The sequence below is a fragment of the Pseudolysobacter antarcticus genome, assembly GCF_004168365.1.
Taxonomy (GTDB): domain Bacteria; phylum Pseudomonadota; class Gammaproteobacteria; order Xanthomonadales; family Rhodanobacteraceae; genus Pseudolysobacter; species Pseudolysobacter antarcticus.
The window spans coordinates 1,993,692-2,015,558 of record NZ_CP035704.1; the positions used below are offsets into that span (position 1 = coordinate 1,993,692).

Annotated in this window: 14 protein-coding genes; 8 read left to right on the forward strand and 6 right to left on the reverse strand. The window is 57.9% G+C overall.

What is annotated here, in order from left to right:
* Positions 1-156 precede the first annotated feature (156 nt).
* Positions 157-2,571, reverse strand: coding sequence for a penicillin-binding protein 1C (gene pbpC / locus ELE36_RS08485; RefSeq protein ID WP_129832658.1), 2,415 nt, complete (start codon positions 2,569-2,571; stop codon positions 157-159).
* A 51-nt stretch (positions 2,572-2,622) separates the two neighbouring features.
* Complete coding sequence (locus ELE36_RS08490; protein WP_242512397.1) at positions 2,623-7,563, reverse strand: alpha-2-macroglobulin family protein; 4,941 nt, start codon at positions 7,561-7,563, stop codon at positions 2,623-2,625.
* Positions 7,564-7,798: 235 nt separating this feature from the next.
* Here ELE36_RS08490 and ELE36_RS08495 point away from each other — a divergent pair, with 235 nt between their 5' ends.
* The 3 genes from ELE36_RS08495 to ELE36_RS08505 all read left to right on the forward strand — a co-directional run bounded on the left by ELE36_RS08495 (position 7,799) and on the right by ELE36_RS08505 (position 10,291).
* Positions 7,799-9,229, forward strand: coding sequence for a cryptochrome/photolyase family protein (locus ELE36_RS08495; protein WP_425480901.1), 1,431 nt, complete (start codon positions 7,799-7,801; stop codon positions 9,227-9,229).
* Positions 9,230-9,373: 144 nt separating this feature from the next.
* Positions 9,374-9,931, forward strand: coding sequence for a hypothetical protein (locus ELE36_RS08500; protein ID WP_129832660.1), 558 nt, complete (start codon positions 9,374-9,376; stop codon positions 9,929-9,931).
* A gap of 12 nt (positions 9,932-9,943) precedes the next feature.
* Positions 9,944-10,291 (forward strand): HVO_A0114 family putative DNA-binding protein, encoded by a 348-nt coding sequence (locus ELE36_RS08505; protein WP_129832661.1) that lies wholly within the window; start codon positions 9,944-9,946, stop codon positions 10,289-10,291.
* A gap of 28 nt (positions 10,292-10,319) precedes the next feature.
* On the opposite strand, the gene ELE36_RS08510 is transcribed toward ELE36_RS08505, so the two are convergent.
* Complete coding sequence (locus ELE36_RS08510; RefSeq protein WP_129832662.1) at positions 10,320-11,480, reverse strand: cation:proton antiporter; 1,161 nt, start codon at positions 11,478-11,480, stop codon at positions 10,320-10,322.
* Between the two features lie 345 nt (positions 11,481-11,825).
* On the opposite strand from ELE36_RS08510, the gene ELE36_RS08515 reads away from it, so the two are divergent.
* From ELE36_RS08515 to ELE36_RS08535, 5 genes are all read left to right on the forward strand, one after another.
* Positions 11,826-13,607: an outer membrane protein assembly factor BamB family protein gene (locus tag ELE36_RS08515; protein ID WP_165371539.1), complete on the forward strand. Its 1,782-nt coding sequence runs from the start codon at positions 11,826-11,828 to the stop codon at positions 13,605-13,607.
* A 254-nt stretch (positions 13,608-13,861) separates the two neighbouring features.
* Entirely contained in the window at positions 13,862-15,463 is a 1,602-nt protein-coding gene (locus ELE36_RS08520; RefSeq protein WP_129832664.1) for a WS/DGAT/MGAT family O-acyltransferase, read from the forward strand.
* Between the two features lie 128 nt (positions 15,464-15,591).
* Positions 15,592-17,004, forward strand: coding sequence for a circularly permuted type 2 ATP-grasp protein (locus tag ELE36_RS08525; protein WP_129832665.1), 1,413 nt, complete (start codon positions 15,592-15,594; stop codon positions 17,002-17,004).
* Complete coding sequence (locus ELE36_RS08530) at positions 17,005-17,973, forward strand: alpha-E domain-containing protein (RefSeq protein ID WP_129832666.1); 969 nt, start codon at positions 17,005-17,007, stop codon at positions 17,971-17,973.
* A gap of 73 nt (positions 17,974-18,046) precedes the next feature.
* Complete coding sequence (locus ELE36_RS08535; RefSeq protein ID WP_129832667.1) at positions 18,047-18,790, forward strand: proteasome-type protease; 744 nt, start codon at positions 18,047-18,049, stop codon at positions 18,788-18,790.
* 315 nt (positions 18,791-19,105) lie between these two features.
* Here the strand turns inward: ELE36_RS08535 and ELE36_RS08540 are convergent, their stop codons facing one another.
* The 3 genes from ELE36_RS08540 to ELE36_RS08550 all read right to left on the reverse strand — a co-directional run bounded on the left by ELE36_RS08540 (position 19,106) and on the right by ELE36_RS08550 (position 21,832).
* Complete coding sequence (locus tag ELE36_RS08540; protein WP_129832668.1) at positions 19,106-20,083, reverse strand: TIR domain-containing protein; 978 nt, start codon at positions 20,081-20,083, stop codon at positions 19,106-19,108.
* A 74-nt stretch (positions 20,084-20,157) separates the two neighbouring features.
* Positions 20,158-20,877 (reverse strand): hypothetical protein, encoded by a 720-nt coding sequence (locus ELE36_RS08545; protein WP_129832669.1) that lies wholly within the window; start codon positions 20,875-20,877, stop codon positions 20,158-20,160.
* A gap of 106 nt (positions 20,878-20,983) precedes the next feature.
* Positions 20,984-21,832 (reverse strand): tetratricopeptide repeat protein, encoded by an 849-nt coding sequence (locus ELE36_RS08550; protein WP_129832670.1) that lies wholly within the window; start codon positions 21,830-21,832, stop codon positions 20,984-20,986.
* Positions 21,833-21,867 lie beyond the last annotated feature (35 nt).

Genomic DNA, 21,867 nt, shown 5'->3' on the forward strand with positions numbered 1-21,867 from the left:
TCAGTATGTACTTGTCAAGGCAAATATAGTTCAGGCAAGTAAAACAATGTAACGCGAATTTTTTTACGCCATGCGCTGGATTCTCGAACAAGGAAGCGGCGCACAGGAGTTGCGCGGCAGAGGCTAAACGCTTAATCAACCATCAGCGAGACGAGATCAACGCAAAACCTGGATCTCGATTTGCGTGTACAAACCGCTCGCGGTCATCGCCGTGATGGTCTGCGCGCCCGGTGTTGGAAAGACGTGCTCAAACGCCTTGTTGCCGAGGGTTTCGCCTTCGAGTCTGCCGTTGATCAACCAGATCACGCGGGTGTTCGCGCCGATCGCGCGCAGGCTCAGCATGGCGGGTTTGTCGCTGCCGGGCGCACGCGCGATGGCGGCGTTCGGCGTCACGCCTTCGATGCGCAGACTGTTGCTGCCATCCAGCGCGTCGGCGGCGCAGTCGGACGCAAGTGCAGGCAAGCTCGCCTGCTGGCGTTGCGCGCGACTCAACCACGGATAAGCGAGTGCCGGCCAGCGTGCGATCTGCGTGATTTTCTCCTGCGCATGATGGCAATCGGCACTGAGCCGCAAACCGGTTTTTGCGTCCGCGCGAAAGCTGATAAAACCCGAACTCCAGATATTCGCCTCGCGCTCCGGCAAGGTTGGTGGAATCACGCCGTTCAAGACCCACGCAGTGAATTTGCGATGACAAAGTTCGGGCGCGGCTGCATCGAAAACCAGCCCGAGTGGCCAGCAGATATCCGCGCTGCTGACGCTGGCCGGGGGTACGTCCGGCAACAATGCGGCAGTGTTGCGCGGCAGGCTGTCAATCGCCTGGAACAATAGCGGCAACGCCGTCACCGCGCCGTATTGACCGGGCAGTGGCGTGCCGTCGGGGCGACCGATCCACACGCCGATGGTGTAACGCCGCGTCGTGCCCAGCGCCCAGGCATCACGGAAGCCATAACTCGTGCCGGTTTTCCACGCCACTCTCGGGCGCGTGGTCAGATCAAAAGTACCCGGCGCATAACCGGGGCGCGGATTTGCCTCCAACATCGCGCGCACGATCCACGCCGCGCCTTCGGAGAGGACATTGCGCTCGATCAACGGATCTTGCGGACGCAGTCGCGGATGCGCGGCAATACCGTTGCGATTCAGCGCCGCATATGCGCCGACCAGATCCTCCAGCCGCACTGCACCGCCGCCAAGAATGATCGACAGGTTTGGTTCCGCGCCAGCCGGTAACTTGATGTTGAGGCCGGCATTGCCAAGTCGCGCTACAAAACGCGCCGGCCCGACACGATCGAGCAGATCCACCGCCGGCACATTCAACGACAGGCGCAATGCTTCGGCCGCGCCGATCGGACCGTTGAACGTCGCGCTGAAATTGCCGGGCCGATAATCGCCGAACGATTGCGGTGCATCGAGCAGCAGACTCTCGGAATCGATCAGGCCATCGTCCAGTGCAAGCCCGTACAAAAACGGCTTCAAGGTTGAACCCGGCGATCGCCATGCACGCACCATGTCGACGTGGCCGAGGCGCGCCTCATCGGCGAATGCGCCCGAGCCGACGTAGACGAGCGTATCGAGATTGCTGTTGTCGACAATCAGCATCGCCGCCGATGTTCGATCCGGCAAATGCGTGAGATACGCCGCGACCCGCGCTTCCATCGCGCTCTGCATTTCGTTGTCGATGGTGGTGGCGATATTGCGTTGTCCGGGCGCGGCTTCGTACAAACGCTCGGCCAGCAACGCGGCTTTGAGTGGCGGCGTTAGACGACGCGCGCTGACCGCTTCGATGCGCGCATCGTCGACTTGCGCTTTGCTCCAGATCTGCAGATCGCCCATGCGCTGCAAAACCTTGTCGCGCGCGGTCTGCGCACGTGCCGCATCGCGGTCCGGACGCCAGCGGCTCGGCGATTGCGGCAGCACGGTCAGCAGTGCGGCCTCGGCATGGCTCAGGCGATTTGCTGGTTTGCCGAGATAGGCGTAACTCGCCGCCTGCACGCCCTGGATGGCGCCGCCGTACGGCGCGTAATTGAGATACAGCGTGAGAATTTCGCGTTTGCTCAAATGGGCTTCGAGTTGCAGCGCGCGCGCGACTTGCCAGAGTTTGCCGCCGAACGAACGCGAATGCGGATCGATGATGCGCGCGACCTGCATGGTCAAGGTCGAGCCGCCCGATACGATGTGTTGATGCAACAGCATCTGTCCGAACGCGCGCAGCAAGGCGAGCGGGTTGATGCCCGGATGCTGGTAGAACCAGCGATCCTCGTAGTTCAGCAAAGTTTCGAGATACAGCGGCGAGACTTGTTCCGGTGTTACCGGATAACGCCAGATGCCGGACGCGTCGGCGAATGCGCGTAGCGGCGTGCCGTCGCGCGCCAGCACGATCGCACCACCTTGGCCGTTGGCATCGGGCAGCGGCAGTGGACAAATGCGATCGAACAGAATCGCGATCACGAACATCGCGAGCAGAAAAAATGCGCAGTATTTGCTCCAGCGCCAACGGTTTTTGTTATGGCGCGGTGTGGTGCCGATCTCTCCGGGCGGCGGAGAAATCGGCACACGCTTGAAGCGGATTTTCATACGCGATTTAGACAGGCAAATTTTCGACTGACGTATAAAAATCTTGCTCGACTACTGCGGCTCCACGACCTTGATCATGGCCGCCTTGCTCGCGCCGATGCCGCGCAACTGCGGTCGATACATGTCCTCGACCAAGGTTGGCGGCACCGCGTACGTGCCCGGCGAAACCGCGCGCAGCAGATAGAACAACTGCGCCTTCTGGCCCGGTTCGAGTTTCAGCGCGGCGACATAACGATCATCGCGGAATTCCTCGTGCACGATTTCTGCAGCGTTGCCGCGCTCGCTGAGTTTGACATCGTTGATCGTGACTTCGCCCCATTGTTTGGCATCGGTCAGATTGAGGTTTTCGATTTCAAGTCCGCCTGGCAGCAGGTCGATCAGCATCGCATCCGGCATCGATTCCCGGGCTTCGAGCGTGATCGCCACGACCACGGTCTGACCTTCGGTCAATGTGGTGTCGGTGATCGGCTCGCCGGTGGGGGTATACCAAGCGCGCGTGATCGCGATCTTGCTATCGTCCATCGTGGGCGCCTTGTTCGGATAGCCGACCACATCCTGCATCGCGTAAATGCTTTTTGCATTGCCGCTCAGTGCGATGTTGATGCCACTGCGAACCTCGTTGCCGCCGAATACCTGCGACCAAAGTTTGTCCGCTGGGATATCGCTTGATGCGCCGCCGATAGTAAGCTTGCCGCTGAAGGTCGGCGTATCGCTCAACAACAGTTGTCGACCGAGACGGAACAGCGCGACCATTTCCTGCGTGCTCAGGTAATTCCAGCTGTCGTGCTTGCGCGTGGTGTAATCCTGCGCGAGTTTGATCACGCTCGTATCGTACTCAGGTTTGCTCATGCCGTGCTCGTGCAGCAACGCCAGCATCAGCGCCTGATCGCGCAATTCCGAACCGTAATCACCGAGATATTCTGGGCGCGCTTTCCATGCCTTCGCATACGCTTCGGCGATGGCTTTTTCGCCGCGAGGTTTATCGCCCTGCAAGGCGAGCGCGATGCCGAGATGCACCAGCGGCAACGGTGTCAGCGACTTCTCGCGTTCGTTATCGAAGATCGCGCGCAAGGTGCCGAGCGGGGCGCGCTGCACACGCGCCAGCACGTACGCAGAATAAGCCTCGTTGGCGAAACGCAAATGTTCCGGTTGTTGGTAAGCGTAAAAATGATGGCCGCCAGCGAGCAGATCGTCGTTGATTCGCGACAGCGCTTTCTGCAACGTCGCCTCGGGAATCTTGAAACCCGCATCACGCGCGTCGAGCAAAAATTCCGCAACATATGGCGTGAGTTGTTCGTTGCCCTCGCTATCGCCGCCCCACATCGAGAAATTGCCGTTCTGCAGCTGGAACGAGGATAGACGGCTAAACGCTTCGTCGATCTGGCGCTGGCGTTTATCCGCAGCCATCGGCTTGATCGAAAGTTTTTGCGCCGTGGCCGCATCCATCCAGATCAGCGGAAACGCCTTGCTTGTAGTCTGTTCGAGACAGCCGTACGGATACTTGAACAACTGCTCGACGGCACTGCCGAACGGCAATGGCGGCAACGTGCTCAGGCTCAACCGCGTATTCACTGACTCGCCTTGCAAACCGCTGATCGCATCGGCGCCGATGCTGATCGATTCACCGGCTGCGAGCACGCGCGGTGTGGAATGTCGCACGCTCGCATACGCCGGACGCAGTGCGATTTCGAACTGTCGATCGATCTTGATCTCGCCACTTTGCGCCTGCACGCGGAAATGTCCGATACCGAATCCATCGAGGGCTTTCAGCGGAAAGCTCACGCTGGTTTTGGCCTTGTCGGCGAGCGTGATCTTGCGCATTCCGTTGTCTAGCGCGAGTGGTTTATCAGCGCTGGCCTGGATGTTGAATTCGCGTGTGCTGCCGGAAAAATTCTGCAGGTCGACGGTCAGAGTTGCGCTGTCGCCCGGCGCCATCACGCGCGGCGTGGAAACTTCCACGACCAGCGGCGCGCGCACGATCGTCTCGGTTTGTGCGCTGCCATATTGCTCGTCGCCATAAACCATCGCCGCCACGCGCAAGCTGCCGTTGAACTCCGGCACGTGCAATTTCAGTTTGGCTTCGCCCTTGGCATCGAGCAGCACAGGGCCGTTGAACAGATCGACCGTCAATACTTTTGCGGTCGGACGCCGTGCCTGCGGTAACGCCGATAGCATCGCATCACCGCCGTAGCGCAGATGCGCGCGGCCGCCTTCGAAACTTTCGATCACACGACCGTACAGATCGTACGCATCGACACCGAGCGCACGCTGCGCGAAGAAATACGCGACCGCATCCGGCAACGAGAATCGCGTGATATTGAGGATGCCGACATCCACCGCTGACAACACAACGTAGGCCGGTTTGCCGGCGAGCGCGGCTGCTTTCACGGTCACTTCGAGATCCTGATCAGGGCGCATCGTATCGATCGCGTTGACGCTGGCAGCAATGCTGCGTGCGCGTCGATCCATTTCGACATGCGCAACACCGACCGCGCGATTCGGCGTGGTGTGTTCGGCGGCCGAGCCGGGACGGAACACGATCGCGCTGACATACACATCGTGGCGTTCCCAATCCTTGCTGACCGGAATCTCGAACGTCGCCCCAGGCTTCGCGTCGATGTTGCGGCTGAACAGCAAATGATCGCTCTCGACCAGCAACAAACCCGGGCCGGCTTGCGGCGGCGTGATCGTCACTTTCAGCGTGTCGCCGGTCTGATAACGCTCCTTGTCGAGCGTCACCTTGACCTTGTCCGGGCGCGCTTCCTTGCCGCGATTCTGATCCGACCACGACCAGCCAGCGATGAACGGATAACGTGTGGTCAAGCCGGTTTGCGCATCGGTAATTTCGAGGCGGTAATCGCCCCAGTCGACTTTCATTTCCAGCTTGGCGGCTTTGCCGGCCTCGATCGTAAAGTCGTGTTCGATCGCATCTTCCCAATGCTGGGTGAAGTCGAATTTCCAGCCGGCATCACGATCGTAAGTCCAGTGGAATTCACGCCGATCGCGCTTCAGCACGGCGTGCAGTTTTTCCGATGCGAGCATGTCTCCGGTGGCATTGCTGCGGATGACTTCAAAGCCGGCCATGCTGTTCGAATTTGCGCCGTCCTTGTCGTCGAACAGCGGTCGTACGCCGATCAAGCTATCGGCCGGCCAGACCGTGCGTTTGAGCGTGCGTGTAACGGTGCGCCCACCGCTTTCGTAGACGCTGCCGCTGACCAGCGCCGCAATCGGCGCCGTGGCTTTGCCATCGGCCAGCACCTTGATTTCCTGACTCAGTTTTCCTTGCTCGTCGAGATCGGTATCGATGCTGTCCTGCGCTTCTTTCGGCAACTCGATGGTTGGATCGCCAAAGAAAAAATCCTTGTGCGTGTCGACCGGATGTTGATCCGCGCTGAGCAATAATTTGGCAGTGAAACGATTGCCTGCAGCGGGCGCGCCGTACAAATACGCAGCCTCGACCGACAGCGGCAAAGTTTGTCCAGGAGCCAGCCGATCCTTGCTGCTGTTCAGATCGAGCTTGAGCCGCTCAGGCAGGAAATCCTCGACGCGAAAGTTGTAACGATGATCGGTTTCTTTCGCCGCCGGATCGACGCGGAACTCAAGCTGCCAGCGGCCGGTCGGCGCGTCTTCCGGGATCACGCGATTGAATTCGAAATAGCCGAGTTCCTTCGCTTGCAAGGTGACCGTGGCAAACACGCGACCATCGGGTTGTTTGAGTGTGGCGAGCAGCGGTTGCGGTTTGATCGGCTTGCCGTCGTAATCGCGCAATAGCGCGGAAACACGCACATTCTCACCGGGTCGATACAGATCGCGGCCGGACCACGCGAACACTTCGTACCAATCCTGGCGGCGGCCACTCACGGCGAAATCGGACAAATCCAGCGCCGGCTGATTGAACGGCAACAACGACACATCGGTGCCGGATTTCGCGACCAGCACCTGATCGGCCTTGAGTTTGTAGACGAACTCGCTATTACCGTCGCCATCGGTCTGCAGCTCGCTGCCGGCGACGCTGTTGCCAGCCTTGTCGAGCACATGCAGCTCCACGCCGCGCAACGGCTCGCCGGTTTTCAGCGATGCCGCGTGCACCCACAGTTTGTCGGCGTGCACACGTGTATGCAGACCGATATCGCTGACGAAGAAAAAGCTGGTTTGATAGCTGCTGTCGAACTGGCCAGCACGACGCATCACCGCGAAATACAGACCGGCTTGCGCGATCTCGTTGATGCTCTGCGTAGGAATGTAATTCAGCGCGCGCTGATCGGGTTTGCCATCGAGCACGAAGCGATTGCTGTAGACCGAATCGGCGATCTTGCTGAGGCGCGACAGTTCCCACGAACCGTGCTGACCGGCGCGCTGATAAGTAGCGAAAAACGTCGAGAGCGATTTGTCGCGCACGTGGAAAAACTCCACATCGACTTCGCTCACGTTGACGCTGACCACGGGCAAACCTTGCGTATCGCGCGCGGGCAAAACGCTGCCTTGCGAGGCGAAACCCACGGCCGGTTGCATCGGCCCGGTAAACACTTCCTGATCGACCGCGCTTTTCAGCATCTTGCCATCAGCCGATGACAACTCGGCCTTGATATGCAACTTGTAATTCTTGTTCGCATCGAGAAACGGAAAACGCAGCCGCATGCCGTCGTCGTCCAGTGCCCAGCTGCCCGAAACCGCGGCGCCTTTTGGCCCGGTCAGCTGAATCAGCTCATCGAATTTTTGCGCGCCTGCGAGTTTTTCGGAGAACTTCAGCAGAATGCTCGGGCGATCGTTTTCGTTGTCCTCGTCGAGACCCGCGCTGACCAAGCCGAAACCTTCGATTTTTGCAGGCACAACAGGTTTCGTCGCGACCGTGGCAGTATTTCCATTCGGCGCCGAAGTAGCGTTAGGCGCTTCGGATTTGCCGCAGGCGGCAAGTCCCGCCAGCAGCGCAAAGACAGCGACGCGGAACGAAATGCGACGCAACGGCGAACAGAACAAGGACGGCATGCGCATGATCACTCCTGGACGCTCGAAAGTAGTCGCAGTATAGCGAGCGGCGCATCGCGAATGCTGGCGAAATTATGGCGAAATGCCGCGTGATTGCAGATTCGCCCGAATATTGCCGACGTGGCAAGTCCGCGTTTGCTGATTCGCCAGCGTCGCAAGCATTGCTCACGCGATATGGCGATGTTTATCTTTTCTCCACGTCGACGCAGGCATGCTGCTCGATTGAATATTCGGGAATGACATGCGCATGAGTCACGTCATCATCGTCTGGTTTCGCCGCGATCTGCGCCTCGAAGACAATCCGGCGCTGAGCGCCGCGATCGACAGTGGTGCGAGCGTGTTGCCGGTATACATCCACGCGCCCGAAGAAGAAGCGCCGTGGGCACAGGGCGCGGCCAGCCATTGGTGGTTGCATCATTCGCTTACCGCGCTGGATCAGTGCTTGCGCGAACGTGGTTCGTACCTGCATATCTGCCACGGTGCGACCTTGGAAAATCTACGCGAACTTATCGTCTCGACCGGCGCGCAAGCGGTGTACTGGAATCGTCGTTATGAACCGGCCTGCATCGCACGCGATAAGTGCATCAAGCAAGCCTTGCGCGACGACGGCATTGAGGCGACAAGTTTCAACGGCGCATTGCTGATCGAGCCGTGGCAGATCGAAACCGGGCAGGGCGATCCGTATCGTGTGTTCACGCCGTTCTGGCGCAAGCTGCGCGCGAACCTGCAGATTGAGGCGCCGCAACCTGCACCGCAGCGTATCGAGACGAAAAAGGCTGAAGCCTCGGTCGCGCTGAATTCGCTAAATCTGCGGCCGAAAATTCCGTGGGATAGCGAGTTCGGTGCGCACTGGTTGCCCGGCGAATTCGGTGCGCACGAGTCGGTGCAGCAGTTTTGCGAAGCGGCGTTGCGCGACTACAAAGTTGAGCGCGATCGGCCTGATCACTTCGGCACGTCGCGCATTTCGCCGTATCTGCATTTCGGCGAAATCGGGCCGCGCCAGATTGCGTGGATGCTCGATCAATATGCACGCAACGAATCATCGGCGGTGTTGCATGAAGCTGCCGAGCCGTATCTGCGCGAACTCGGTTGGCGCGAGTTTTCGAATCACTTGTTGTACCACTTTCCGCACACGCCGGAGAAACCGTTGCAAGCGCAGTTCGATGCCTTTCCATGGGCGCCGGATGATGCGGTTGCACTGGCGCGCTGGCAGCGTGGACAGACCGGTATTCCGATCATTGATGCCGGTATGCGCGAACTCTGGCGCACCGGCTGGATGCACAATCGCGTGCGCATGCTGGTCGCGAGTTTCCTCACCAAAAACCTGCGTCAGCATTGGCGCCACGGCGCGCGCTGGTTCTGGGATACGTTGGTAGATGCCGACCTCGCCAACAACACGCAAGGCTGGCAATGGACCGCGGGCTCGGGCGCGGACGCATCGCCGTATTTTCGAATTTTCAATCCGGTCACGCAGGGTTATCGATTTGATCCCGATGGTGCGTATGTCAAACGCTGGGTGCCAGAGCTGGCCGATGCCCCGCTCAAGTTGGTGCATGAACCGTGGCTCGATCCAGCGCTGCTGCAGCGCACGGGTTACCCATCGCCGATGGTGGATCTTGCCGCAACACGGACTGCGGCGCTGGATGCGTATCAACGCATGCGCAATGTGTAGCCAAGCTTACTCGCGATGGTGAATTAACGAGTGGCTGAGCGAGCATTTTCGCCATTGATCGGCCATCAAAAAGACAGATCGTTGTAGCGATAGTGCGTGCATCATTTTTTACGACAACCGTCGTTCCCGTAGAGACTCGACGAAATGAAATTACGTATTGTGGGTGTGTTGCGAAATTTGTTGCTGGTATGGGGAGTTTTTTCCCTGCTTGCAGTGCTTGGGCTTGGTGCATTTATCTCGTACACGCTCGGCCCTGGCAACCGGGATCGTATTGATACGGCTTCCATCAACGACGCTCGTTTTGTGCTGAATTTGTGTGGTTTAGGTCAGGATCGAATTGAAAAGGTCGTGCGCAGTTTTGTCTCGTCGCGCTCGTTTACTGGCGACCATCTGGATGCTTACGCAATAAAAGTAACTCATGTGGAACTGGCGGAGTTGACCGGTACGCCTGTAAGTTTTCATGGCCGCTGGTATCGTGGCGATCAGTTACCGGCAGTAGTCCGCGACGCCACGGATTTCATTGGTGGCGCTCTCAATGACGACGAAATCGCGTGGTTCCCCAAACTTTCCGAGTTGAAATCAGCGGGAGTCTATATCTATCTTTCGTCTACCTATTTGAGCGACGGTAGCCCGACATCGGTCCAACTTGTATTTGTTCGTCCCGCAGACAATATGGTTTTTTATTTTAGTGAGAAGACGTAACGAGGTGGAACGATGAAAACAGTGACACTTGATGTACGCAGCCCGACGCAGGCGATGAGCGATTTTTCGCACGCATGGAAGGCCGGCAAGGCGCAGAAGTCGGTGCGCATCAGCTTCGCTACACCGGAACTGCTATGGCAGGTTTTGACTGCCAAACGCTGGGAGTTACTGAAGGCGATTTGTGGTGCCGGACCGGTTTCGATCCGCGAAGCGGCGCGCCGGATCAATCGCGACGTCAAAGCCGTGCACGGCGATGTGATCGCATTGCTGAATGCTGGCGTGCTTGATCGTGTCGAAGGCGGCGGTATCGTTTTTCCGTTCGATGCAGTGAAGGTCGAGTTCTTGCTGCAGGCCGCTTGATGTTTGGGTAAGGCGTGAAATAACGGCTTCAGTTGTTCGCACTTTTCCGTAGCAAAACCGCCAGCACCGGTGGCGTGATCATCGCTGTGAGTAGCGACATCGCCACGATCACGGCGTACATCTTCGGCGAGAAAACGCCGCTCGCAAGCCCGAGACTCGCGATTACCACGCCGACTTCACCGCGCGGAACCATACCGACACCGACGATCAGCGCGCTGCGTTTGCCGAGCGCGAGCGCGCCGAGAAATCCGCCGCCGAGTTTGGAGACGATCGCGATCGAGGTGACCACAGCCAGCATCAGCAATGCGTCGGTACTCGCCAGTTGTGCCAGCTCGATCTTGGCGCCGGTGAGCACAAAAAAGAACGGTGTCAGCAGCGCCAGCAGCGGCTGGGTTTGATGTTCCAGCGTTTCGCGTTGTTTGGTTTCTGCGGCGAGCATGCCTGCGAGAAATGCGCCGATGATGGCGGCCAGTCCGAATTTGGTCGAGAGAAATGCGAGGCCGAGACACAAGGCCAGCACGATCGTCAGTGGTGATAATGGATTGATCGGCGCTTCGAGCCAATGCGATTTGCGCCGCATCGCGCGTGTGCCGACAAAACCCACTACCGCGATAAACCCCACGGCGCCGCCAAGCACAAATAACAGCTGTCGCCATTCCAGATCGCCGCCGCCCTGCAATGACACGACTACCCCGAGCAGCAACATCGCGAGAATATCGTCGATCACGGCGGCCCCCAGAATCACACGACTCTCGATGCGTTGCAGTGCGTTCAATTCCTGCAGCACACGCGCCGTGATGCCAGCCGATGTGGCGACGAATGCAGCGGCGACAAACAATGATTTGTTGAGAGGAAAACCGGCGCTGACCGCCCAGCCTGCGCCGAGTACAAACGGCAAAATTACGCCGAGCACACCGACCAGAAACGCGCTGCGGCCGACCTTCTGCAAATCTGCCAACCGCGTTTCCAGGCCGACCGAAAACAGCAGCAACACCACGCCGATTTCGGCGAGTACATCAAGCGCTTCGGACGGCTGAATCCAGCCGAGCAAAGAGGGCCCGACTACACAACCGGCAGCGATTTCGCCGACCACGCCGGGCAGCTTTAATCGTTGGGCGATCTCCGCGCCAATCTGCGCCGCGACAAATACAATGAACAGACTGAGCAGGATGTCGCTGGCGTGTTGCATCAAGGCACCTCTGTCGGATATGTGTTGTAGTCGGTTAACGCGAAATAATCCTGCGCGGAGATTTTTTCCAATGGCTGCATGCAATTATGCATTATCTTGACGCTATTCAGGCTGTGCGTATGTCGACACAAAATGAGGAAATAGTTGAATATCAATCACCCTGAAATTCCTCGCTGCGGCAAACGACGTATGACTCGGTTTTCCATCTTCTGCTCATCGTTGTGTGGGCATGATTATCCCAAGGGGATGCAGAAATTCTACTTAACGGCTATGCGGATTTTTTGGCCCAGCTCTATCGACTTATCGCTGCAACTATAAGATCATGGCGCTTCACGACAAAACATGATGACGGATTTGCTTATGCCAAGGAAGATTTTTCAGCCGTTTTTTTACTTGATTTGTGCGGCTATATCTGCTTTTGGCATATGCGGTTCTTCTTTTGCTGAAATTGCGCCTTGGGAAACGTCATGGTTTTTGCCTGCACCGCTTGTATCTACAGGCAAGGCCATCGCTGGTTCGAGCTTTATGGATGGCACGCAAAATATCCTGAATGAGTCTCTTTTATCCGATGGATTACATTTTCGGCGGCTGTCGGCGGTGGATGGGAGCGTGCTGTGGGATATTGTAGATAACGATAGTTGGACCACAAGTCCGAACAGCGGTTGGTCTCAGGCCACGAATAACGACACAATTGTTATAGCAGCAGCCACGCACTCCAGCTTCTATCCGTATCCGAGTGGCATGTCGCTTGCCGCGTTTGATCGCAATACCGGGGAAAAACGCTGGGTAACTTATTATCTGGGCGCCTTGGGCGCGGCTCCGATCGCACCTAGCTTGTTGTCGGACGGTGCCGGCAATTTCTTTCTTGCTGCTGGTGGCATGGTGCAGTGTTGCTACAACAATGGTGGGCAGTCGGTGATCAAATTTGCCGGCGCCGACGGAACGATTCTATGGCGAAGGGACGCAGATGTCGTTGGCAATCAGTCACAAGCCATCCCACCAGCAATTACTGTATCTGGCACTGATGTTGTTGTTGCAGGATCTTTCGAGTCCATGCCAACAGTGTCCAAGCTGGTAAAGCTTTCGGGTGTTGATGGCACTACATTGTGGAACAGCAGTGCGTATGCTCCAAGTGCTCTGTATGCGACTCACGATGGAAATTTGGTAACGTTTCTGCGCAGCGGTGGATTCGCCAAGATCAATTCCGCTGACGGCAGCCTGCTATGGACGGAGTCCGCTGATGACGGCTGCGGTGGGAATTGTTCGTACAACGGTTTTCAAGAAATGTCGAATGGTGACTTCCTATTCGTAGGTTCTGTTTCCTACCCTGATGAACGGCCTGATATGCCATGGCTGTTCCATTTGCGTGGCGATGGCGGTGGTGTTGCATACGCTGGCAATCCCACATTACCGGCGCCCTCAATCGCTGGCTTTATTATCCAGGCCATGCCAAGTGTCGACGGCAATGCCTGGCTGCGATTCAGTCAATACACGAATTCTTATCATGGGCTGGCGTGGCTGGCAAAATACAATCTGACCACACACACGGTGACAACGAGTCAAGTAGCTGCGCTTAGGCCACCTACAGATGCACAGACACCATCAGGCTACATTAATCTGTTAGCCAATCCGAGTGCTAACCGATTGTTGGTGAGCAGGACCGATTACAAATCAGACGGCACGCAAGCGACGGTAGATGCCCTGCTCGATAACACTATTGCAGCGCAAGGTGATCTCGATATCGTCGTCACCAGTCCGAAAGTCATCCCGCATGGTGGCATCGCGCACATCAGCATGACGGTTCACTATACGGGTGACGTAGCGATCGTCGGCGTAAAATTGTTTGGCGTGTTGCCGCTGCCATTATCGGGAAATCTCATTTGTTCAACGCAAGGGGCTTCAAACTGCACGACCGACGTATCTGCCGGTCACCTGCATGCCTCGTTCGATCTTATACCTGGCGGACAGGTCACCGTCAGCGCCGATTTGCTCGGAGTCAATTCAGAATCACAGATGTGGATCGAAGGAATTTTGTACGGCCCGATGAGCCTCAGCGAACCGAGCATCAAGAATAATTTTTCCACGACTCCCATCGCCGAAACCCTTTTCGCCAGCGGCTTCGAATAAAGTTCCGCAATTCGGCAATAGCTATTGCCGAATTGCGGCGATGCTCTGGGCATTGCTACGATGCCCCGTTTGTCAGGGGCGCTCCAGCCATAGTCCAGAGCAATCGAAGTATGGTCCACATGCATGCTGTGATTTCCTGTGTGGTGTCTGAGTAAACTCTCCTGATGGCATGTTCGACGTCGAGTATGACGTTATGAATTCGATCGGGTTATGCTTGCCTCTTGCCAGATACCAACACAGCGGAGTATCGATCCATGTACGAAAGCGCCAGCGCCCAGCGCGAACCCATGTCGAAGGTGGATACGGCGTGGCTGCGAATGGAGCGCGCGACGAATCTGATGATGATCACCAGCGTGGTCATGTTCGATACGCCGATGGATGTGGATCGACTCAAGCGCTTGTTGTCCGAACGCTTTCTCGCGTTCCGCCGATTTCGGCAGAAAGCCGTCGATACCGCGACCGGTGCGTACTGGGAAGAAGATACGGATTTCGCGATGGATTGGCATGTCCGCGTAACCGCGTTGCCGGGCGATGCCGACAAGCAAGAACTCGAAAAACTCGTCAGCCAGATGGCATCGACGCCGCTCGATCATTCCAAGCCGTTGTGGCAGTTTCACGTGGTCGAGGATTATCTCGGCGGCAGCGCGCTGATTGTGCGCATCCATCATTGTTATGCCGATGGCCTGGCGCTGGTGCAGGTCACACTGTCGTTGACCGATACCGACAACACGCCCGAAAAACGGGCTGAACTCAATCGCAGCTGGCTGAAAAAAGATCAGGGCAGCGTGTCGCAGCGTCTGCTCGAACCTGGACGCACCGGCCTCAAGCGCGCGCTTGCGATTGGCAACACGATCTGGGAAAAAGGTGCCGAGATTCTGCGCGATCCGAGTATCGCCACCGCGCTCGCGCATGAGGGCGGCGAGATCGCCAAGGAACTCGCGACAGCGTTGACCTTGCCAGACGATCCGATCACTTCATTGAAGGGCGAACTCGGCGTGAGCAAGCGTGTGGCCTGGGCGGAACCTCTGCCGCTGGAAGACGTCAAGACCATCGGCAAGGTGCTCGGCTGCACTGTCAACGATGTACTGCTGGCGTGTGCGGCGGGCGCGTTGCGACACTATTTGCTGGAGCGCGGCGAGGATGTCGAAGGCCTGACCATCCACGCCACGGTGCCGGTGAATCTGCGTCCACTGGAGCACGCGAAAAAACTCGGCAATCATTTCGGTCTGGTGTTTCTCGGCTTGCCGATTGGCGAATCAAATCCGCTGCGTCGCTTGGAAATCGTCGCACAGAATATGCGCGAGCTGAAGAAGTCGCGGCAGGCGATCGTTGCGTTCGGCCTGCTCGCGGTGCTCGGCATGGGGCCGGCGATGTTGCAGGGGCCGGCGCTGGAAATGTTCAGCCGCAAAGCCACTGCAGTCGCGACCAATGTGCCCGGGCCGTCGGTGCCGTTGTACATGGCCGGCAGTCGTATTCGCGAGATGATGTTCTGGGTGCCGCAGAACGGCAGCATCGGTTTGGGGCTGTCGATAATGAGCTACAACGGCCGTGTGTATTTCGGCCTGATTGCGGATGGCAAGCGCGTTTCCGATCCCGATGCGGTGACACAACGTTTTGCGCAGGAGTTCGAGAAATTGTTGCTGCTGACCTTGCTCGAAGACTGGAGCGACGAGATCAGCGCCGCGGGCGTGGATGCGCTCGTAACGCGCTACAACGCGAATGTATCGGCGCTGGCGGCATCGAAATCTGCAGCGCCGAAGTCAGCCAAGTCAGCCCGCAAACCCGCATCAAAATCGACACCGCGCAAAACTGTGGCGAGCAAAAAATCCGCGCGGAAACCGGCGAGGGTTGTTTAAATGTTTTATCAGGGTGAGCCAAATCCTGCGCTGGCGTGGCACACTCCAGCGATGGGATAAGTAGTGAGTCAAATCGCGAAGGCACGCACGTCGAATGCTTTTAAATAAGCGCTATCGGAGAACGTGAAATGCCTAACGCGTACGATGAAATGCTGGATGGGAAAGGCAAGACGCGCGCGCATTACCGTGCGTTCGGCAAATGGTTGGAGCAGGCGCCACCGGCGCGCATCGCGCAGCGTCGCACCGAAGCGGAGCTGGCATTCCATCGCGTCGGCATTACCTTCGCGGTATACGGTGAAGATGCGGGCACCGAGCGGCTGATTCCGTTCGATATCGTGCCGCGCATTATTCCCGCGGCGGAATGGCAGGTGCTCGAACGCGGCCTCAAACAACGAGTGCAGGCGCTGAATTTTTTCCTGCACGATATCTATCACGAGCAGCGCATTCTCAAGGCCGGCATCTTGCCGCCGGAACTCGTGCTGCAGAACTCGCAATTTCGCCCCGAAATGGTTGGCACCGATGTGCCCGGCAACATCTATGCGCACATCGCCGGCATCGATATCGTGCGTGCCGGCGCCGGCGAATATTACGTGCTCGAAGACAATCTGCGCGTGCCGTCCGGTGTTTCCTACATGCTCGAAAACCGCAAGATGATGATGCGGCTTTTCCCCGAGCTTTTTGCCAGCCAGCAGATCGCGCCGGTCGAGCATTTTCCCGATGTGCTGCTCGATAACCTGCGTTCGGTCGCGCCCGAAGGTGTCGATAATCCAACCGTCGCCGTGCTCACGCCGGGCGCGCACAACTCGGCGTATTTCGAGCATGCGTTCCTCGCGCAGCAGATGGGTGTGGAACTGGTCGAAGGTCAGGATTTGTGTGCGCAGGACAACATGATTTTCATGCGCACCACGCGTGGCCTGCAGCGTGTGCATGTGATCTATCGTCGGCTTGATGATGACTATCTCGATCCGAACGTGTTCCGCAAGGATTCGCTGCTCGGTTTGCCGGGTTTGTACGCCGCCTACAAGGCCGGCAAGGTCACGTTGGCGAACGCGATCGGCACGGGCGTGGCGGATGACAAATCGACCTACGTGCATGTGCCCGAGATGATCCGGTTTTATCTCGACGAACAGCCGATTCTCAACAACGTGCCGACGTGGCAATTACGCAAGCCCGATGACTGCCGTTACGTGCTCGAACACCTTGCCGAACTGGTGGTGAAAGAAGTCCACGGTGCCGGTGGTTACGGCATGCTCGTTGGGCCGGCGGCGAGTAAAAAACAGCTCGCGGATTTCCGTCGGCGCATTCTCGCCGAGCCGCAAAAATACATCGCGCAGCCGACGTTGGCATTGTCTACATGCCCGACCTTTGTCGATGCCGGCATCGCGCCGCGGCATGTGGATTTTCGCCCGTACGTGCTGTCGGGCCGCAGCATCCATGTCGTGCCCGGCGGGCTCACACGTGTGGCGCTGACCGAAGGCTCGCTCGTGGTCAATTCGTCACAAGGCGGCGGCACCAAAGATACCTGGATCGTGGAGGTCTGAATGTTGTGTCGAACGGCGAATGAACTGTACTGGATGTCGCGGCATATCGAACGTGCCGAAAACACTGCGCGGCTGATCGACCTGACCCAACGCATCGCGTTGCTGCCCGAGCGTTTCGAGCGCGGCGCCGCGGGCGTGACGGTGTGGGGCAAGGCGCTCGAAGCGTTTGGTATCGAGAAGGAATACGCGCGTTTGTACGGCGCGGTGAACGCGCAGAAAGTGCTGCGTTTCATGATTTTCGATGCGCTGAATCCGTCGTCGATCTACAGCTGCCTGCAATCCGCACGCGAATCGGCGCGCTCGCAACGCGGCGCGATCACGGCGGAGATGTACGAAGATCTGAATTCATCGTGGCTCAGCATTCGCGCATTGAGTTGGGAGCAATTGGTCAGCGATGGCCTGCAGGTTTTTCTCGATCGCGTGAAGCAACGTTCGGCGTCGTTTCGTGGCATCACGATCGGCACGATGGGGCGCGACGAGGCCTATCATTTTCTGAGCCTCGGCACGTTTATCGAACGCGCCGATTGCACCGTGCGCCTGCTCGACATCAAGTACAGCGTGCCCGGCGCCGGCGACAAACACGAGGTGCGCAACGCGGTCGATTATTACCAGTGGAGTTCGATGCTGCATGCGATTTCGGCCTTCGAAACCTACCGCCGCATCTACAAAGACACGGTGCGCCCGAAAAGAGTCGCCGAGCTGCTGATTCTACGCGAGGACATGCCACGCTCGCTGGTCGTATGCACAGTCGCGATCCACAACATCCTCAGCTCACTCGTGCATGGCGAGCGCGCCGAAGTGGTGCGCCAGGCCGGCGCGCTCGCCGCGGAATTGCGCTACGGCCGGATCGACGCGATTCTCGAACAAGGCATGCAGACCTATCTGGACGGCTATATCGAGCGGCTTTATCTGCTCGCGGATGAAGTCAATCGCGAATTCATGACGTCAACCGATCGGATCGCGGCATGAAACGGCTGCGGTCGACAGCAGCGCGCATGCTAGAATTTCGCACTCCGCAAATCCTCCTGCCTGACCTGTTCCGATGACGTATTGCGTAGCGATGAAGCTCGATAGTGGCATGGTGTTCGCGTCCGATTCGCGCACCAACGCCGGCATCGACAATATTTCCAAATTCGGCAAGATGCGCGTGTTTACGCGTGTCGGCCAGCGTGTGATCGTGACTTTGTCGGCAGGCAATTTGTCGATCACGCAGAGCGCGCTGAACCTACTCGAACAACGTGCGCGCACCAATCCGGACGCACTGGGAATCTGGAATGCAATCTCGCTGTACGACATCGCCGGCCTGCTCGGCGAAGCGATGCGCGAGGTGAAAAACCGCGACGGCGAATTCCTGCGCCAGAACAATATCGACGCCTCGGCATCGTTCATCGTCGGCGGCCAGATCGCGGGCGAAACGCAGCGATTATTCCAAGTTTATTCGGAAGGTAATTTCATCGAGGCATCGCTCGAAACGCCGTATTTCCAGATCGGCGAAATCAAGTACGGCAAGCCGATCATCGATCGCATTCTCACGCCCGCCACCGACCTCACCGAAGCGACGCAATGCACGCTGGTATCGTTCGACTCGACCATGCGCTCGAACGTTTCGGTCGGTCTGCCGATCGATCTTCTGGTCTATCGCAACGATAGTTTGAGTGTGGATATCCAGCAACGCATCGAAGACGGCGACCCGTATTTCAGCCAGCTCGCCACACGCTGGAGCGAAGGCCTGCGCGGCGTATTCGTGAACTTGCCGAAGCCGGATTGGCTGACGCCGAAAATCTGACTGTCTGGTTGCGTCGTGCTCAGGATTTTGCGCAAGCAAAAGGGCCTTGGGCATGCAGCAAAGCATGGCTCATGAAAGCCTAACTATGGTTATCAGAAATTGATCAGACGTATCGCTACGGGAAAAGGCCGCGAGCTGGCGACCTCTCCTCCTGCACCGTGAAGCTTGGCTAGTGGCTCCGGCTGATAGCTGTTTCCTTAAATTGCGGGCTGTGTAGATAGGTGGTTTTGGTGCAAAGAATTGGCGTGGGGAAGCTCCTGAAGTGTTACCTCAGAGTGTCCAATAAATTGCAGGAGCTATCGTTGAATCTCGTCTTCACAGCGCAAACTCTTTGGCTTCAAGTGTTGGGTCTAGCGGGAGATCAAGGAGTTCTTGTAGCAACTCCTGCCGGAATGATTGCTCTTGCGCAGCACCAGGAGCGTGAAATGCGTATCTTGTGCGTAGATACATTGGCAAGCCCTTTTCGATGTCGTCTGCGCGAACTACCACTTGATACTTCGTGCTCTCCGGCGGCAGACCAGCCAAGTCCCCCTGAATAATCATTGTTTCCCAGCCGACGCCACCGAGGCGACCATCTGCTTTTTGCTTGTATGACTCGTCACAGACGACGACCACTTTTCGCGCCATCGCGAGTTCGTTACACATCCATTGGGGAAGATCCATACCGCGGCGAAGGTGGAACTTGTCTAGGCGCGCTTGCACTCCCTGCTCGATCAAGTGTAGCGCTAACGATTTTACCCACTCGATCGCCGACTCGGTCTTCGAGGTGTGACTGATGAATACTCGGAGAGTGTCCTTCTGCTCTCCCTGAATGACACGCCTGTTGCCCTTTATTCGCTCATACACGTCGCGGTGGAGAACCTGTATGAATAGCGAAGCAGCAGGATCTGCGGTCGAACAGAACCCTGCCTTAAGAGCGGCGACAACCTTCTCGCTTTGGAGCCCTCCAGCCCCTGCACCGAGTAGCGGAGCCGATATTGTTCTAACGGAAGATTGTTTGCGAGTGAAGTCGCCTAACTCAGCTCCGATCTTTTCAATCGCTTCTGTCGTAGATGAGTTTCCTTGCACAGACGCCGCAAACGCGACGTATTGAGCGATTTCGTCCGCGCCTTCAAATGGCATGATCTCGACATCGCCAAGCTCCATGTGATCGCTGGGGTGTGGAATAGAGTGGTGAACGAGGGAGCGGGCGACGAAACCTGTGATCGTCCCTGCGGTCGAGCATGGAAGAACGATGAGGTCGGCTGGGCCATCGAAGAGATCGCCGAGTCGCAGTCTTACAGTAGGCTTCATTGAAACGTCCGAATATGAATATCTGATGCTCAACGGTGTTTTGTTCGACGAGTTCCCCGAGGCATTTCGCGGCACTACTTCCCGCTGCGCATAAACCCAAACAACGCAGCCGCCACAATCAGACCCGCAATACCCAAGCCGCCCAGCGCAAAATAGCGAGTGGGTGACGGCGCGGCGTCGACCTTAGACGAAACCGAGTCGCCGGTTTTGCTGACATTCGTGGCACCTGCCGTGGTATCGGCGACGGGTGCCACTCGCGGCGGGCGCGGCGTCGCAACGGGCGGTGTTGGTACGGCCTCAGCGACGACAGGTGCGGGCGGATCGATCACTGGATCGGTTGCGGGCAGGGTCGGGATATCCGATGGTGCTACGACCGGCACCGCCTTCGGCAATACACGCATCACCGAAACGTGTTCCGGCTCTGGCACCGGCGGCGGTGGTGGCGGAGTCGCTGCGGCAATTTTCGCCGCGTCGGCCGCGGCTTGTTGCGCCGGTGTGAGCACAACGTTGCTGGCATTCGCAGCTTGACCGTTTTGTCCGGCGGCATTTGCCGCGGCCTGCGCCGCATTTTGCGCCACTGAATTGCCCGTGCCGGCAACACCTGCGACGGCGTTGTTGGGCTGGTTGGCGAGCGCGGCCGTCTGCGCGGCGGCAGCGGCGGCGGATGTCGCGGGATTGTTCGGATCGGTCAAGGCCGGATCGTCCACGCCCGCGTTGGTCAATCCGGTTCCGGCCCAGGCGCTGGCAGCGAGCGCATAGCTTGCGGCGAGCAGAATAATTCGCAGTTTCAACATCATGATCTCCGGTCACGCAGCCAATAATTGATGCGGCCATGGTAACGCGGATAGCACGCCGATGCGACGCAGCGTATGTTTGCGTGCGCCACAAGGCGCGCCGAATTTATTCGAGTTGCGCTTTCGCATGCGCGACATCCAGCGCTTCCATTGCGTCTTTCGGCTTGAGTTTCGCGGCTTTGTCATAAGCTTCGGCGGCATCGTCCTCACGCTTGTTGCCGAACAACAGCAGCAGGCCGTTGCCGTATTCGATCCAGGCCACCGGCGAATCCGGTGTAAGTTTGGTCGAGGTCTTGAGATGTTCCTCGCCGAGCGCAGATTTCGCGCCGTAGGTCAGGCCGCCGATCATGCTGCCGACCTTGCCGATGATCTCGGCGTGATACAGCCCAAGCGCGGTATGCGCCTCGCCGTGTTTCGGTGCGAGCTTCAAGGTCTTGTCGAGCGATTCTTTCACCTTGCCGGCCAAACCCTGGCTCAGCGCTTTGGCGATCGAGATGCACTGGCCGTAGCGACCGATCGCAAACGCGCGCCGAAAATGGCTATTGGCCTCAGCCGGCAATTGCGCGATCGCCTCGTCTGCGAGTTTGCCGAGCGTGAGATAACGCGCTTCTTTTTCCTTGTCGTCATCAAGCAGATGCGTGGCATGAATGCCGGCGGCCTTGATCGCGACCGAGCTGCCGAGTGCGCCGAATGCCGTGCCGGTTTCAAAGGCTTCCTGGAAATCGCCGCGATGAAACGCGCGCCACGCTTCCTGCAATTCCTCGGCGATCTTGCCGGCGTCGGCCGCCTTGCCGAGCTTGCTGTTGGCCTTGAGCAACTTGCCGACATGGGCATCGTCGGGAAAGGGTTCCTGATCGCCCGCATGCAGCTTGCCCCAAGCCTTGCTCAGCTTGTCGCCGGGATAATCGAAAGCCTTGTTGGCGGGGCTGAACGGCGTCCAGTTTTTCTTGGCCATGATTTTTCCTCGGGCGGCAGCGTGATTGAAACTCT